10 protein-coding genes are annotated in these 14,036 nt (G+C 63.3%); 5 read left to right on the plus strand and 5 right to left on the minus strand.

The genetic code is table 11. The features are described 5' to 3' along the window. Positions 1–46 precede the first annotated feature (46 nt). Together DY201_RS04945 and DY201_RS04950 are read left to right on the plus strand one after the other, a co-directional pair. Entirely contained in the window at positions 47–940 is an 894-nt protein-coding gene (locus tag DY201_RS04945) for a UTP--glucose-1-phosphate uridylyltransferase (RefSeq protein WP_115730247.1), read from the plus strand. Positions 941–1,091: 151 nt separating this feature from the next. After that, complete coding sequence (locus DY201_RS04950) at positions 1,092–3,482, plus strand: polysaccharide biosynthesis tyrosine autokinase (protein WP_115730248.1); 2,391 nt, start codon at positions 1,092–1,094, stop codon at positions 3,480–3,482. Here the strand turns inward: DY201_RS04950 and DY201_RS04955 are convergent. After that, on the minus strand, positions 3,479–4,246 hold the full coding sequence (locus DY201_RS04955; protein WP_342635211.1) for a metallophosphoesterase family protein: 768 nt from the start codon (positions 4,244–4,246) through the stop codon (positions 3,479–3,481). The genes DY201_RS04950 and DY201_RS04955 overlap by 4 nt on opposite strands. A gap of 207 nt (positions 4,247–4,453) precedes the next feature. Between DY201_RS04955 and DY201_RS04960 the strand changes: the two genes are divergently transcribed. Continuing rightward, the gene (locus tag DY201_RS04960; protein ID WP_115730250.1) at positions 4,454–5,533 is read left to right on the plus strand and encodes a DNA topoisomerase IB; all 1,080 of its coding nucleotides are present in this window, start codon (positions 4,454–4,456) and stop codon (positions 5,531–5,533) included. Positions 5,534–5,547: 14 nt separating this feature from the next. Here the strand turns inward: DY201_RS04960 and DY201_RS04965 are convergent, their stop codons facing one another. Beyond that, positions 5,548–6,879: a sensor histidine kinase gene (locus DY201_RS04965; RefSeq protein ID WP_115730251.1), complete on the minus strand. Its 1,332-nt coding sequence runs from the start codon at positions 6,877–6,879 to the stop codon at positions 5,548–5,550. Positions 6,880–7,098: 219 nt separating this feature from the next. Between DY201_RS04965 and DY201_RS04970 the strand changes: the two genes are divergently transcribed. Next, positions 7,099–9,081, plus strand: coding sequence for an acyltransferase family protein (locus DY201_RS04970; RefSeq protein WP_115730252.1), 1,983 nt, complete (start codon positions 7,099–7,101; stop codon positions 9,079–9,081). Positions 9,082–9,102: 21 nt separating this feature from the next. On the opposite strand, the gene DY201_RS04975 is transcribed toward DY201_RS04970, so the two are convergent. Then, a complete protein-coding gene (locus DY201_RS04975) occupies positions 9,103–10,368 on the minus strand; it encodes an AGE family epimerase/isomerase (RefSeq protein WP_115730253.1) in 1,266 nt (421 codons plus the stop codon). Positions 10,369–10,594: 226 nt separating this feature from the next. Between DY201_RS04975 and DY201_RS04980 the strand changes: the two genes are divergently transcribed. Beyond that, positions 10,595–11,689, plus strand: coding sequence for a fatty acid desaturase (locus tag DY201_RS04980; protein WP_115730254.1), 1,095 nt, complete (start codon positions 10,595–10,597; stop codon positions 11,687–11,689). 277 nt (positions 11,690–11,966) lie between these two features. Here the strand turns inward: DY201_RS04980 and DY201_RS04985 are convergent, their stop codons facing one another. Continuing rightward, complete coding sequence (locus tag DY201_RS04985) at positions 11,967–12,902, minus strand: Lnb N-terminal periplasmic domain-containing protein (protein WP_425358752.1); 936 nt, start codon at positions 12,900–12,902, stop codon at positions 11,967–11,969. A 179-nt stretch (positions 12,903–13,081) separates the two neighbouring features. Then, positions 13,082–13,972 (minus strand): LysR family transcriptional regulator, encoded by an 891-nt coding sequence (locus DY201_RS04990; protein ID WP_115730255.1) that lies wholly within the window; start codon positions 13,970–13,972, stop codon positions 13,082–13,084. Positions 13,973–14,036: the final 64 nt, after the last annotated feature.

Consider the following 14,036-nt stretch of genomic DNA (forward strand, 5'->3'; position numbering starts at 1 on the left):
CCAAGAACAAGACGAGGAGAGTCATATGAGCGAGAGGATTGGCACGATGAAGAAAGTCAGGAAAGCGGTGATCCCGGTCGCGGGTCTCGGCACGCGGTTCCTGCCCGCGACCAAGTCCATGCCCAAGGAGATGCTGCCCGTGGTCGACAGGCCGGTGGTGCAGTATGCCGTCGACGAGGCACTGGAGGCCGGCATCGAGCACATCGTCTTCGTCACCGGCCGCAACAAGGCGGTCATCGAGGACTATTTCGACCTGCATCCCGAACTGGTGGGCACGCTCGAACAGGCCGGCAAAGTCGACCAGATCAGGTCACTGGAGAGCTTGCTGCCGGTGCCCGGCGCCACCAGCTTCACCCGCCAGCAGGCGCCGCATGGCCTTGGCCACGCCGTCTGGTGCGCGCGCGACATCATTGGCGACGAGCCGTTCGCGTTGTTGCTTCCCGACATGGTGTCTTTCGGCAAGCGCGGCTGCCTGGCGGAGATCATGGATCTGCATGCCGAAACTGGCGGCAACGTCATTGCCGTCGAGCAGTGCGACCCGAGCGAAACCAACAAGTATGGCATCGTCGGCAAGGGTCCCGATGTCGGTTCCGGCTTCGAAGTGACGGCGATGATCGAAAAGCCGGCACCGGCCAATGCACCTTCGAACTTCTACATCAACGGCCGCTACATCCTGCAGCCGGAAATCTTCAACCTTTTGGGCACGCAGAAGCGCGGCGCCGGCGGCGAGATCCAGCTGACCGACGCGATGGTGCGTCTTGCCGCGAGCCAGGCCTTCTTTGCCCGGGCGTTCAACGGCCGGATGTTCGACTGCGGCTCCAAGGAAGGATTCATCCAGGCCAATGTCGCCTTTGCCCTGAAGCGGGCCGACATTCGCGACTCCGTGCTCGATGCCATCCGCGAGATGGTGGCCGAGCAGGATCACGTCGTCGCGGCCTGATACAAACGGTCCGTCGAGGCGGCTGAAATGGCCGCCTCGACGGTGTTCGACAAAAGCCGTGCCGGTCGGCACGGCAAGTTGCGTAGCTGAAGTCGGCTTCGCCAGAACCCAGCGAGCAGCGGCCGCTGCTCAGGCAAGAACTGGAACGCAGATGAACTACGCCAGCTTTCCCTTCAGCAACCGCCTTCCCGCGTCTCGCGAGGACGCGCGCGAGGGGAGCGACTTCATCGATCTCGAACGCCTGCTGGCAATGGCCAAGCGCCAGGCCAAGGTGGTCGGCGTCGGCGCCGTGATCGGCCTGTTGCTTGGGCTCGTCTACCTGCAGACGACGCCGCCGACATTCACCGCGTCGACCCGCGTGCTGATCGACGAGGGTATGAACAAGATGGTCGACGAGGTTTCGGCGACGCCTGTCAACATGCAGACCGACGCGGCGATCCTGTCCCAGATCGAGATCATCAAGTCGGCGCGGCTCGCCGCCGTTGTCGTCGACAAGCAGAAGCTCGACCAGAACCCGAATTTCATGCGGCCGCCGCAATCGCTGCTTTCGACGCTTGTCGGCTATGCTCGCGGCTTCCTGCAGATATTTCGTTCCACACCGGAGATTGCCGGTCGTGCCGCGCTCACCGATGCGCAACGCAAGGCGATGGCGGATGCGGCGCGCAAGGAGCAGGCGGTGGCGATGCTGCAAGCCAACATCGAAGCGGAGCGCTCGGGCCGCAGCTATGTCATCTCGATGGCCTACCGTTCGCATGATCCGCAACTGGCGACTGAAATCACCAGGGCATATGCCGATGCCTTCGTTGCGGACCAGCTCGATGCCAGTTTCGACGCCACCGAAAAGGCCGCCGTCTGGCTGCAGGGCCGGCTCGAGGAGCTGCGCACGAGTTCCCAGAAGGCGGCACTCGAGGTCGAGAAGTTCCGCGCCGAGAACGGCCTGGCGGCGGCGCGCGGCGAAACCATCGCCGAGCAGCAGCTTTCCGATCTCAACGCCCAGCTGATCCTGGCCCAGGCTGACACCGCCAAGGCGCGGGCGCGCTACGAGCAATACCGCACCATCGTCGAGAGCGGGCCGGAAGCGGCAGTCGGCAACTCGACCCTGTCCGCAGCGGAGGCCGGCAATCCGCTGATCTCGGAGCTCAAGAAGCGCTATGCGGGCGTTTCGAAGCGCGAGCAGGAGATTTCGGCCGGCTTCGGCCCCAACCACCCGCAGGCGGTTGCGCTGCGCAAGGAACAGACAGACCTTGCCAACCAGATTTTCCGTGAGCTGAGCCAGCTTTCCGAGACCTATCGCAACGAGTTCGAAGTGGCGCAGTCACGCGAGACCGCATTGCGCAACAGCGTATCGGAGGCAACGGGCCAGAATTCCAGCGCCAACCAGGCACAGGTGCGGTTGCGCGAATTGCAGCAACAGGCAACCGCACTGAGCACGCTCTACCAGACCTTCCTGTCGCGCTACGAGGAGGCGTCGCAGCAGCGCTCTTTCCCCATCGCCAAGGTCAGGGTGATTTCGGAAGCGACGATGCCGCGCGGCCCCTCGAGCCCGCGAACCTCGATGGTGTTCGGACTGGCACTGGTGCTTGGCGTCGTCCTGGGTGCTGCCTTTGGCGCGCTCAACGAATTCAACGAGCGCTTCTTCCGCACCGCCGAGGACGTGCGCGAAAGGCTGGGCGTCAAGTTTCTCGGCTACCTGCCGCTCATCACCTCGAACGAGGACAGGAAGGACGCTGGGAAGACGGGCAATATGGGCACGCCGCCGCCATCGCGCGCGGCGGAGCTTGTGAAACGCCGGGCCAGGATGCGCATCGCCGTCGATTCGCCGGCATCGATGTTTGCGGAAACGCTGCGTAGCACCAAGATCGCCGGCGACGTCGTGCTGCAGGACATCGGCAGCAAGGTGATCGGTGTCATCTCGATGCTTCCGGGCGAGGGCAAGTCGACGGTTGCCGCCAATCTGGCCGGCCTGATCGCCAGCAATGGTGCAAAGACACTGTTGATCGACGCCGACCTGCGCAATCCGGGTCTCAGCCGCAGTCTGGGCATAGATGCCGAGCAGGGGCTGGTCGAAGCCGTGGTGAACGACCTCGGCTGGCAGGCGGTGGTGAAGGTCGACCGCCAGAGCAAGATGGCGATCGTGCCGGCGGTGGTGCGCGGCCGCTTCTCGCACACCAGCGAACTGCTGTCGTCGGCCGGCATGCGGCGCTTCATCGACGATGCCAAGGCGACGTTCGACTACATCATCGTCGACCTGCCGCCGCTCGGGCCCGTCGTCGATGCCAAGGCCTTCGCTCCGTTGGCCGACGGCTTCGTTCTGGTGGCGGAATGGGGTGCCACACCACGCCCGCTGGTCCGCTCAGGGCTCGCCGCGGAGCCGCAGATCGCCGGCAAGATCCTCGGCCTGGTGCTCAACAAGGTCGACCTGAAAAAGCTGCCGCGCTACGGCGCCTATGGTGGCTCCGAGCAGTTCCTTGAGCGCTATTCCAGCTACTACATCGACAAGGGCGAGACCAAAACCAAGGCCAAGGCCAAAGTCGCCAGCTAGGAAAAGAGCAGCCGCCCGCCTTTGCCCGATATGCGCACCGCCGTCAGGCGGCCCGTCTTGAAGGCGCCGGTGTCGATGTCCAGCCGGCGGCCATCGATGCGTGGATGGTCCACCGGCGTGTGGCCATGCACGACCCAGCGGTCGAGCCGGCGCGAGGCCTCGAAGAATTCCTCCCTGATGTAGAGCAGGTCGTCGTCTTCCTGTTCGAGCAACGGCACGCCGGGACGGATGCCGGCGTGGACGAAGACGAAGCGTTCTGAATAGGCCATGATCGGCAGGCCGCGCATGAAATCGATGTGCTCGGGCGGGATGGTGGCATGGATATGGTCGTCGAGTCTGCCACCGCCGCCATAAAGTTCGCCGAGATGTTCGGCGTCGATGCCATAGGAGAACAGGGTGCTGCGGGCACCGGTGGACAGCCAGCGTTCCAGCGACAGCCGGCCGTCGAGATAGTCGAGCGTCTGGGCTTCGTGGTTGCCCGTCAGGCAGATGCGCTCGAAACCGGTGGGCGGCGGGGCGATGAGGTGGTCGATCACGCGCGCCGAGTCCGGGCCGCGGTCGATGTAGTCCCCCAGCATGACGATCAGCTTGCGGCCAGGCAGGATGGCGGCGTCGGCAAGAACCTTGTCCTCGAGCGCGCGTAACTCGCGATAGCAGCCATGGACGTCGCCGATGGCGTAGACGACCGTATCGGACAGGTCGATCTCGATGCGTCCACGCCCCGGCGACTGTCTTTGCGAACGGAAATTCAGAAAACTGACCAGCCTGTCGCCTCGCCGATGTTGTCGGGGTGCGTCCCGACGCCGGGCACATCAATGCCTGAGAAACACAATGCGCGGCGGGCGTTTCCGTTTCCTGAACGCTGCCGTTGATGGCGCTCGATGTGACGAGGATGGCCGTTGCAGGCAACAGCTCCGCCGGAACCCATGTGCGCATATCCGAGTTAGCGCTGATCCCAAGGGATCACACCGATGCGGAAAGACGCCGAGCAGACCCGACACGTCCAGAACGGAAATGTCGAGACTGCGCATACTGCGTCGCTTGCTTATGTCAGCGACGACGAGCCCGGCATATCAAGGAAACGGGCAGGCAAGCGCTTTCGCTACGAAGCGGCCAATGGCCGGAAGGTCGTCAGCAAAAAGGTGCTTGCGCGCATTGGCGCACTTGCCATTCCGCCGGCATGGACGGATGTGTGGATATGCGCTGAAAGCGACGGCCATATCCAGGCGACCGGACGCGACCAGCGTGGCCGAAAGCAATATCGCTACCATCCGGATTGGTTGGACAGACGCGGTGAACTGAAATTCTCGAGCCTGGCTGAATTTGCGCGCGCGCTGCCGCGTCTGCGCCGCCAGATCGACAGGGATTTGCGGCTGCGCGGCCCGGTGCGTGCACGGGTTGTCGCTGCGATCGTGTGGCTGCTGGACAATACAATGATTCGTGTCGGCAGCGCCGCCTATGCCAGGGAGAATGGGAGCTTTGGGCTGACGACGCTGCGCAACCGCCATGTCGACATCGAAGGCTCGACGCTCAGATTCGCCTTCAAGGGCAAATCGGGAAAAGAATGGCGTTTACGCTTGGTCGACAGGCGTATGGCAAAGGTCGTGCGCGGCATCCAGGAGTTGCCTGGCCAAACCCTGTTTCAGTATCTCGACGACGTCGGTGCAAGGGCGCCGATATCGTCCCAGGACGTCAACGACTACATTCGAGCCGCAGCTGGCGCAGCTTTCAGTTCCAAGCATTTCCGCACCTGGGGCGGAACCGTGCGCGCGTTGACGTTGTTTGCGCAGACGCCCGTCCCCGAAAGTGAACGGGCGCGGGCGCGGGCATGCAACAAAGTCATCGACGACGTCGCAAGGCATCTCGGCAACACGCGGGCGGTGTGCCGAACAGGTTACATTCATCCGGAGGTGATTTCGGCATGGTCGGAAGGAAGGCTGTCCGACGAGCTGGCTGCGTGCCACGCCAAGCGCAACCCGCAGCTCGCTCCCGACGAGCGCATCACTCTCGCCTGGCTTTCGCCGCCAGAGAAACCAGTTCGGAAGCAGTGAAAGTAAGGCTGCCACTAGGGACCAGGTGTCCTGACCAGATCGAGCGGTGCATCGAGCGTCCAGGTGACGCCGTCCGGCTGGAAGCTGAGATTGCCGACACCGTTCAGGGCCAGGGGTGCGACGCGCTCGAGGACGATCCGGCCGAAGCCCTTGCGCGAGGCTTTTGCGACAGCTGGTCCATTGGTTTCCTTCCAGGTCAGGCGAAAGCGGTCCGACGCGGTCCAGCCAATTTCGACCGTCCCCTGGTCGGACGACAGCGCGCCATGCTTGGCCGAATTGGTGGCAAGCTCATGGAAGGCCATGCCGAGGTTCTGGACCGCTGTCGTCGACAGCATGACCGGCACGCCCGATATGCTTATGCGGCGCTCGGCGGCGAACGGCCGGATCTGGTTGGTGACCAGGTCGGCAAGATCCGCACCGCGCCAATCGCCGTCGACAAGCAGGTCCTGGGATTGCGACAGCGCCATGATCCGGTTCCGGATCTGGGTGTCGAAATCGGCGATCGTCGTCGCGTGCTTGCCGGTCTCGCGGATCATCGAGAGGATGACGGCGAACTGGTTCTTCACCCGGTGATTGACTTCGCGCATCAGCATGCGGATGCGGCTCTCGCTTTCCTTGCGCTCGGTGATGTCCCTGGCGATCTTCGAGGCGCCGATCACCTTGCCGGCGCTGTTGAGCACCGGTGACACGGTGAGCGAGATGGCGACGAAGCTGCCATCCTTGCGTTTCCTGATCGTGTCGAAGTGGTCGATGCGCTGGCCGCTGCGTACCTTTCCGAGGATGAGGTCCTCTTCGTCCTGCCTGTCATCAGGGATGAGCATGCGGACATGCTTGCCGACGGCTTCGTCGGCGCCGTAACCGAACAGGCGGGTGGCACCGGCGTTCCAGCTTTGAATCACGCCGCAAAGGTCCTTGCTGACGATGGCGTCGTCGGAGGATTCGACGATCGACGCGAGGCGCTGGGTCTGTATCTCGGCCTGCTTCTGGGCCGAGATGTCGACCAAAAGGTTGATGGCGCCAGTGATCATGCCGGTTTCGTCGCGCATCGGCGCGGGAAAGGCGAGGAAGGGAACGAGGGTGCCGTCCGGCCGCTCGGCCACGGCCTCGGCATTGTGAATCGCCCGGCCTTCCCTGAGCGCCAGGGCCATCGGACAATCGCCATGGGCAAGCGGCTCGCCCTCGGCAGTCCTGAGCCGCCAGGACCCGCACCACTCGTCCTTGCCGATTTCGGGCCGATGACCCCAAAGTGCAGCGGCTGCTTCGTTGAAATAGGTGATCCGGCCGCTGGCATCGGTCGTATAGACCGCAACCGGCAGCCCGCCGAGTAAAGTCTCGCGATTTGTCATCTGGCCGCCCTGGTTCCGTCAGGCATTAACGGCGAATATCCGGATGAGTTCCGTCGCTGCCGAAATCGCAGCCGAGGGTGTGGAAACGTATCAGTTCAGTCGGAGTGAGGCGTCTGGAGAGGCGGTTTTCATGTTGCGTTGCAACATAGTTTGAATTGCCCTGATGGCGCGCCTCCCCCAACCTGCCGGCATGTCCAGCACCTGCATAGCAGCACAGACATGACGGCACCTGTTACCGCATTCCGCCCTGACATCGAGGGTCTGCGCGCCATTGCCGTCGGCGGCGTGATCGCGTTCCACTTCGGCATGTCCGACCTGCCGGGCGGTTTCATCGGCGTCGATATCTTCTTCGTCATCTCGGGCTATCTGATTACCCGCCACCTTATGCAGGAGATCGGCCGCAGCGGGACTGTCGATCTCTGGCGCTTCTATGGTCGCCGCGCCCGGCGACTGTTGCCGGCGTCGCTTCTGGTGATCGCCACCACGCTTGCCGCCGGCTATTTCATCCTCGCGCCATCCGAGCAGCAGCTCTACGCCAAGGGCGCGCTGTTTGCCTCGAGCTACGTCATCAATCTCTGGCTGCTGCGCTGGTCGTTCGACTATTTCGCCGCCGACACGGCCAGCAATCCGTTCCTGCATTTCTGGTCTTTGTCGGTCGAGGAACAATTCTACCTGCTCTGGCCGGCATTACTGCTGCTGGTCGCGTGGTTCCGGCCGGGGGCGAGGGGTATCGCGCTCATGCTGGGTGCGGTTGCAGCGCTGTCGTTCTGCGTGAGTGCCTGGATGACCTCGGTGTCGCAGCCTTGGGCCTTCTATTTCTCGCCGCTGCGGGCCTGGGAATTCGCTGTGGGCGGGCTCGTCTCGCTTGTTGTGGCGGAGCGCTGGGCATCGGGTTTTCGATTCTCGCCTGTGATGGGCTGGACCGGTCTCGCATTGATCGCCGTCGCCTATCTCAACGTTTCGGAGGCCGACCCTTTCCCCGGCTTCATCGCGTTGCTGCCGGTTGCGGGAACGACGATGCTGCTGCTGTCAGGCGCTCGTCCGAGTGCCGTCGGGCCGACAGGCCTGTTGTCGCTGCCGCCGCTGCAGTGGACCGGCAAGCTGTCCTATTCGCTGTATCTCTGGCATTGGCCCGTCATCGTCTATGCCACGATCCTGTGGCCCGAGCTTACGCTTGGCGGCAGGCTGGCCTGCCTGGCGGTGACGGTTGGCTTGTCCTTGCTCAGCTATCGTTTCGTCGAGAATCCGGTGCGCCTGAACGGTTGGCTTTCAGCCGGCTCGGTACGCTCGTTGGGGCTGGCGGCCCTTCTCACGTCGCTGGGCGTGACCTTGTCCTATAGTGCTGCCCAGATCGCTGCGCGAAGCGTCGATCCGGATCAGAAGCTGATCGCCGAAAGTGCGGCACGCTCGTCATCGGCGCGCCAGATAGACAACGCTTGCGTTGCCAGCCTCGAGCAGACCACGCCGCGCAGCTGCAGCCTGGGTGCAAAGCTGCCACGCAAGACGATCGTGCTGTTCGGCGATTCACACGCCGATCACTGGTCGACGCCGCTGGCAAGGATCGCCGAGACCAATAACTGGCGCTTGGTGACCTATCTGAAATCGTCATGTTCGGTGGCGGCAGTGCCGACATGGAACGTGCGTTTGATGCGGGCCTATGGCGAATGCGATGTCTGGCGGCAGACGGCGATGAAGGAGATCGCCGGCCTCAAGCCGGATGCGGTGATCGTTTCGCAGTTTTCGTACAGCTACGTCGAAAACGACGTCAATGGCGGGCTGGAGCACTTGGTCAGCCGCGACGTGTGGGCCGACGGCTTGAGGGCGTCGCTTGCGACCCTTCGCAAGACCGGCGCCGAGGTGGTGCTGCTCAGGGATGTTCCCGTTCACAAGTCATATCTCGACCGCTGTGTGGCGCGTTCGCTCTGGCAGGGCAGGAGCAGCACGGTCTGCGACACGCCACGACAGGAGGCCATCGACGAGCGGGTGTCGAAGGCCGAACAGGCGGCGGCTTCCGGCCTCGAAGGTGTCAGATATGTCGACTTGACCGAGCTGTTTTGCAACGACACGACGTGCCCGGCGATGATCGGCGGCAAGCTGACCTTCCGCGACCGCCACCACATGGCCACGCCTTATGCGGCAACGCTTGCCGGTTCGGTCCAGCGCGCAATTTTCGGCAACCAGGTGGCGGCGCAATGGCCTTGAGATTCGACCGACCGCGGCCTGCTAGAGGCGGATGCCTGTCTGCAGCAAGCCGCGAGTGATGCTGCCTGAGGTCGGCAACAGCGGGATCAGGCAGGCCTGGAGTGCGTGATAGATGTCGGGTTTGCCGTAGAAAGGGCCGGCATTGGGCTTGAGGTCGTTGTCGAGCTGGGCGTGCCAGCCGCCATTGGCGCGGTCGATGAAGCGGCTGGCGCAGAAGCTCCAGATACGGCGATACCAGGCCTCGTAGTCATCGTCGGCGCCGATGGCGTTGAGTACGGAGGCGGCACCGATCGCTTCGCAGCACGGCCACCAGTAGCGATCCTTGATCCGGGCCGAACCGTCCCATTCGAGCGTGTAGTAGAAACCGCCCTTGGCGGCATCCCAGCCGTCTGACGTGGCCTGTCCAAACAGGTTCCTTGCCGCGTCCGGCAGCCAGGCGTGCTTACGGCCGCCGAGCTCCCACAATTGCAGCAGGAGTCGGGCCCATTCGAGCGAATGGCCCGGCGTCGTGCCATAGGGGCGGAACATCGGGTCGCCGGAGTAGTCGCGGTCGAGCTTCCATTCAGCGGTGAAGTGCTCGGGCAAGCGCCAGCCGGCGGCGGCCGAATGGCGGCGGATGATCAGGTCGGCGATACGCTCGGCCATTCCGAGATAGGTGCTGTCGCCAGTCGCCTCGAAGGCGGCCATAAGCGCCTCGGTCAGGTGCATGTTGGAGTTCTGGCCGCGATAGCCGTCGAGCGGCTGCCAGTCGCGGGTGAACTCTTCCGCCACCGCGCCATGCGCCTCTTCCCAAAACCTTTCGGCGAGGATCGTCGAGATGTCGGTCAGCAGCCGGTCGGCGTCGGGATGGCCGGCGACCTTGGCGCTGGAGGCGGCAAGCAGCACGAAAGCATGGCCATAGGCCTGCTTGGTGTCGTTGGTCGTACCGTCATAACCGACGCCCCAGAAATAGCCGCCATTGGCTGTGTCGCGATGGCCGTTCCAGAGGAAATCCATGCCGTGGTCGACGAGCACGTCGGCGCCGGGGCGACCCATCAGGTGGGCTATCGAGAAACAATGCACCATGCGCGTGGTAACGTGGATCTGGCGGCCGGCGAACCTGCCGGGTACTGCACCCGGCGCAAGCGGCTGGCCGCGATCGTCGAGATCATGGAAGCCGCCGAGAGGATTGAGGCTCTGGCGCTCGAAGAAGGAGAACAACGCGTCGGCCTGCTGCAGCAGCCACAGGCGATGGCTTGCCTGGGTGGTCCATTTGGCTGAGCCGGCGGAAATTTCCAGTGAAGCCATGGATTGGAGTTCCCCTGCGGCTGATTGACTGCCCTGACCTGCAATCACGAACTAAGACGTAATGGCCCACGCACTCAACAGGAAAACGCCATGATTTGCGTGCAGCGGTGCATAGACGCTGGATACAGCTAATATGCCACGGTGGTACCACTAGCCACGGCGCGTGCCGCGCTTTATGGACAAATGGCGCGCTTGACCGAGTTGGCAGCGAGATTTCGGGGACTAAATGACGAAATTGATGTCGTCCAAGGCGGACGGCCTGCCCAAAGGGTCTGCCCTGAGTGCAGATCATGCGGCCGAAAAGGCGCTCGTTCGCCGGCTTGCATCACATTGCAATCGCTTTCGTGACCCCGACGACCGCCGTGCGGCGCTCGAACTGGCGGTGACGCTGATCCCTTTCCTGGTGATGGGGGCGGCACTTGTCTGGCTCGCCGCCTATGCCGCGCCGGTGCTTGGCGGCTGGCGCTGGCTGCTGCTGGTGGCGCTCGCGCCGGTCTGCGCGGCGTTCCTTGTACGGCTGTTTGCCATCCAGCATGATTGCGGCCACGGTTCGTTCACCAGCTCGCGTGCGACGAACAAGACGATCGGCCGCGTGCTGAGCGTCTTCACCTTCACGCCCTATACGCTGTGGCAGAAGGCGCATGCCGTGCACCATGGCGGCTCGGGCAATCTCGACAAGCGCGGCATCGGCGACATCGACACGCGCACGGTCGCCGAATATGAGGCGATGACCACCAGCCAGAGGCTGATGTACCGCATCTATCGCAACCCGATCATTCTGATCGTGATCGGCGTGCCGATCTATTTCCTGATCATGCACAGGCTGCCCTACAACGACGCCATTCCGCGGGTCGAGGCATGGCGCAGCGCCGGCGGCCTCAACGTGGCGCTGGTGCTGGTCTATGGTGGGCTCGTGCTCTTGGCCGGCTGGGCGGTGATGCTGGCCGTGCTGCCCGTCGTCGTGATGGGCGCCTGGGCCGGCGGCTGGCTGTTCTATGTCCAGCACCAGTTCGAAGAAACGCGATGGGATGCGGGCGACGCCTGGGACCTGCATGTCGCGGCGTTTGGCGGCAGCTCGTGGTACGCCTTGCCCGTCGTGGCGCAGTGGATCACCGGTTCGATCGGCCTGCATCACATCCACCATCTGTGTAGCCGCGTGCCGTTCTATCGCCTGCAGGCCTGCTTCGACAGCAATGCCGAGCTTCGCGATGCCAGTCAGACGGTCAAGCTGACATTCTGGAAGAGCGTCGGCTGCATCAATCTCGCGCTATGGTGCGAAGACCGCCGCCGGCTGGTGACGTTCGCCGAAGCCAGGGTGTAGTTCTTACAGCTCCAATGTGACAGCCTGCGGCGCCATAACGCGGCGGCTTACGCGAGCGTCTGTCTTCTCGGCTACCGGCCGGCAAGGCCGCTGAGCCATGCAGACGACCTGTATTTGGCCGTTTCGACCTTTGCCTTGCCGAACCAGGTGGCGTGCCAGCATATGAAGCTGGTCAAGGTCGGTCGGCAGCTCGGCCTTTGGCCGCCGATGCCCGGCAACAGAACACGACGCGCAAGGTCGGCGTTTTCTGGGTCCGCATGATTTCCAACGTTCAGGCCTATTGCGCTGGAAGCGGCGACGGCACCCCCTCGCGGATGAGCCGGGAGAAATCGGCCGTCAGCCCGGCCGCCAGCGCGCGCTGGGCGATATGGGCGCGGCTGCGCAGCTCCTGTACCGACAGGCGGGTGTCGAGCGCGCCGCGGTCATAGGCGTATTCAGGCAGATAGCCGTTGACGATCAGGCGCCAGTCGAACGGCGTCACGTCGCCGACGGCGCGCATCATCCTGAAGATGACGGTGGTGCAGTTGGTGGTGATCGAATTGTAGAAGCGCGGCGTTGCGGCCAGCGCATTGGCATCGGCGACATAACCGAGCAGCAGCGCCCGGGCGGCGGTCGGTGAGACGTTGAGGCGATAGAGCTGGACGTCCTCGCCGCGGACATTCGAGCGGACGCCGACGACGTCGCGCTCGTCGGCGGCAACAATGACCAGCGGGTTGGCCTTGAACAGGTCGGCGATCGGCGAGAACTGGCCGCCATTCTGCCGCCGCACCTCGACCGACCAGGCAAGCTGATCGCCGCCTTCGAAGCCGAAGCTCATGATGACATGGGCCATCTCGGGCCCCGCCCAGTAGGACATGAACAGGTCGAGCGTCTTGAGCTTGCCGAGGTCATAGCTGCGTGCCGTCCAGCGCTCGGTGAAGTCGCTATTGCTGCGCCACTCGAAGTCGCGGACGTCCGTCAGCGTCAGCATGTCGCCGTCGCGGATGCCTGTGACCTGCCTGGCCACGTCGGGCGCGAATTCGGCATGGTTGGACGGAACGATGGTATTCCACCACATCAGCACCGCAGCAAAGCCCAAGACGAACAGCGCCAGCGCATGAAGGCGCCAGGGGGTGAACAGCGCGATGGCTGCGGCTGTGCCGAGCAGCACAAACAGGCTGGCGGTAAGTCCTCTGGCGATGTCAGGCGCCGGCAGTCGATACCAAAGCGCCATCGCCGCCCAGGCGGTCGTCAGCGCGATGGCGATGACAAGGACGATGGCCGAAACGATCAAGCCCACACTGCGCAAAGGAAACTCCGGTCGGTTTCAGTTCCATGCTCATAGCCGAGATCGCAGATCGGTCGCCTGGCGGCAAGGGCGGATTGAAGCGGTCCGAAGTCGATTGCATGCGACTACTGCAGCCGGAAATCGCAGATTTCGGCGCTCAGGGCCGCGACTTCCTCACAGAACTGCACGTGGTAATCGTTCCTGAAGGTGGCGAAGTATTCGAGATTGGGCAGCTCCATCTCGGTGCGCACGACGCACAGCCGGCCATCGGCGACCATGTTCCTGAAGAAGGCGTGCGGCAGGATGGTGACGCCCATGCCATGGGCCGCCAAGTGAGCCAGCGCCACCATGTTGTTGCAGGAAATCGTCCGCTTGAACGGCAAATTCGGGTTGTCGATGACGCTGTGCAGGATCGGCCGCAGGATGGAGCCGGTCGTCTGGATCAGCAATGGATGCTTGGTGAGATCGCTCAACGTCGCGTTGTCCTTGCCGCCCAACAGCTTCGGGCTGCACATCCACACAAGCTCGATGGCGCCAAGCGGCGTGCTGACGAATTGCGGCTCCTGGATGACACGCGGGCAGATGACGAAGTCGAGGCGGCGGTCGACCAGGCGCTCGAGCAGGGAGGCGGTGAGGTCGATCTCGGGTTCGAGCGTAATCATCGGATAGCGGTCGAGAATCCCGGACAACAGTTCGGGCAGCCATGACAGCGCGACGAGATCGGTAACGCCAAGGCGAAAGCGGAATGACGGAACCGACGACTTCTTTGCCAGTGAATTCAGGCGATCGTTCAGGCGCAGCATCTGCTCGGCGATTGCGCGGATCTCTTCGCCCTTGGTCGTCAGGACCGGCTTGCGCCCGGTCCGATGGAAAAGCGGCGTCGAAAACCTGGCCTCCAGTTCGCCGATGCGCTTGGAGATCGTCGACTGGACCATGTTCAGATAGTCGGCAGCAGCCTCGAAACTGCCCAGCGTGCTGACCCAGTAGAGCGCCTCCATCTGCTTGATCGTGAACATGAATTCCTCCTGATATGAAGAATAGTGATGCCTTCTGATGCATTAATATCGCTTTTCTTCAGGA

It is taken from the genome of Aminobacter aminovorans, assembly GCF_900445235.1.
GTDB classification, from domain to species: domain Bacteria; phylum Pseudomonadota; class Alphaproteobacteria; order Rhizobiales; family Rhizobiaceae; genus Aminobacter; species Aminobacter aminovorans.

Excerpts from the sequence above, each read along its gene's own strand:
- DY201_RS04945 (WP_115730247.1), top strand. The coding sequence starts at position 47 with ATGAAGAAAGTCAGGAAAGCGGTGATCCCGGTCGCGGGTCTCGGCACG.
- DY201_RS04950 (WP_115730248.1), top strand. The coding sequence starts at position 1,092 with ATGAACTACGCCAGCTTTCCCTTCAGCAACCGCCTTCCCGCGTCTCGC.
- DY201_RS04960 (WP_115730250.1), top strand. The coding sequence starts at position 4,454 with ATGCGGAAAGACGCCGAGCAGACCCGACACGTCCAGAACGGAAATGTC.
- DY201_RS04965 (WP_115730251.1), bottom strand. The coding sequence starts at position 6,879 with ATGACAAATCGCGAGACTTTACTCGGCGGGCTGCCGGTTGCGGTCTAT.
- DY201_RS04970 (WP_115730252.1), top strand. The coding sequence starts at position 7,099 with ATGACGGCACCTGTTACCGCATTCCGCCCTGACATCGAGGGTCTGCGC.
- DY201_RS04975 (WP_115730253.1), bottom strand. The coding sequence starts at position 10,368 with ATGGCTTCACTGGAAATTTCCGCCGGCTCAGCCAAATGGACCACCCAG.
- DY201_RS04980 (WP_115730254.1), top strand. The coding sequence starts at position 10,595 with ATGACGAAATTGATGTCGTCCAAGGCGGACGGCCTGCCCAAAGGGTCT.
- DY201_RS04985 (WP_425358752.1), bottom strand. The coding sequence starts at position 12,902 with ATGGCGCTTTGGTATCGACTGCCGGCGCCTGACATCGCCAGAGGACTT.
- DY201_RS04990 (WP_115730255.1), bottom strand. The coding sequence starts at position 13,972 with ATGTTCACGATCAAGCAGATGGAGGCGCTCTACTGGGTCAGCACGCTG.